Source organism: Streptomyces anandii JCM 4720, assembly GCF_014650655.1.
Taxonomy (GTDB): Bacteria; Actinomycetota; Actinomycetes; order Streptomycetales; family Streptomycetaceae; genus Streptomyces; species Streptomyces anandii.
The window spans coordinates 310,171-311,106 of record NZ_BMVJ01000008.1; the positions used below are offsets into that span (position 1 = coordinate 310,171).

1 protein-coding gene and 1 pseudogene are annotated in these 936 nt (G+C 68.4%); both read right to left on the bottom strand.

Going from position 1 to position 936, the window contains the following annotated elements:
• Positions 1-348 (bottom strand): hypothetical protein (locus IE249_RS17310; protein WP_189705707.1); only part of this gene is annotated, 348 nt, incomplete at its 3' end.
• A gap of 121 nt (positions 349-469) precedes the next feature.
• Positions 470-936, bottom strand: a pseudogene (locus IE249_RS37575) (immune inhibitor A domain-containing protein); the annotation flags it as partial.

Consider the following 936-nt stretch of genomic DNA (forward strand, 5'->3'; position numbering starts at 1 on the left):
GGGCTGGGGCTGGGCGGGCGTGCGGCTCCTCAGCAGGGTCCTGATCGGGTGCCACAGCTCGGGGCAGCCGGCGGGGACACCGACAGCGTTGTCGGGGGACGTGCGCCATATCAGGCCGTCGGGGTGGTGCAGCACCGCGGTGATCTCGTCCGGGGTCGGCGGGGCGGCGTTGCCCCGCAGGTAGACCGCGCGCAGACCCAGGTTGCGCAGCCGCGTCAGGGCGCGGGGGCGGTTCCGGGCGTGGACGAGCACACGGACGCCGCCGACGCCGTCGGGGGCGGTGCCCGGCAGGTTCAGGGCCACCACCACCATGCCGTCCGGCAGCTTGCTGAAGCCTCCTGCGGCCATGCGTTCACATCCCCGTTCCGGTCGGTGTCAATAAGGAAGTCACAGCACGCACCTAAACACGATCGGCGGCAACCCGCCAGGGGGTTGCCGCCGATACGCGTTTGACCTGCGGAGATGTCGACTACTTCACCGCGCGGCCGACCTCGAACTCGATCGTGGAGCCGTCCTTGGGCTCCTTGGTGATCTTGATGGAGGTGTTGGTGTCAGTGATCTTGACACCGGCCGCCGGGTTCGAGGCGTCGTAGTAGGTGCTCGCGTGGTCGTTGAAGACCGGCACCCCCTTCGACGACGGGACCCAGGCGGCGACGTCGGCCTTGTGCAGCAGCATGCCGTCGCTGCGGAACTTGCTGAACGGCGAGTCGTAGGCCTGGATGCGGTTGCGCATCAGCGTGCCGTCGGTCCACTTCAGCGGGGCCGGGTGGGAGTCGATCGGCAGGATCAGACCGGTGCCCGGGTGGGCGCTGGTGTTGTTGTCCGCCTCGGAGGTGTCCCACTTCCAGATCAGCAGGCCGTTCTGGTACGCGTAGTGCTCCACCCAGTCCGCACGGGACTTGAAGCCGAAGTTGTACGGGCCGGTCTTCAAGGTGG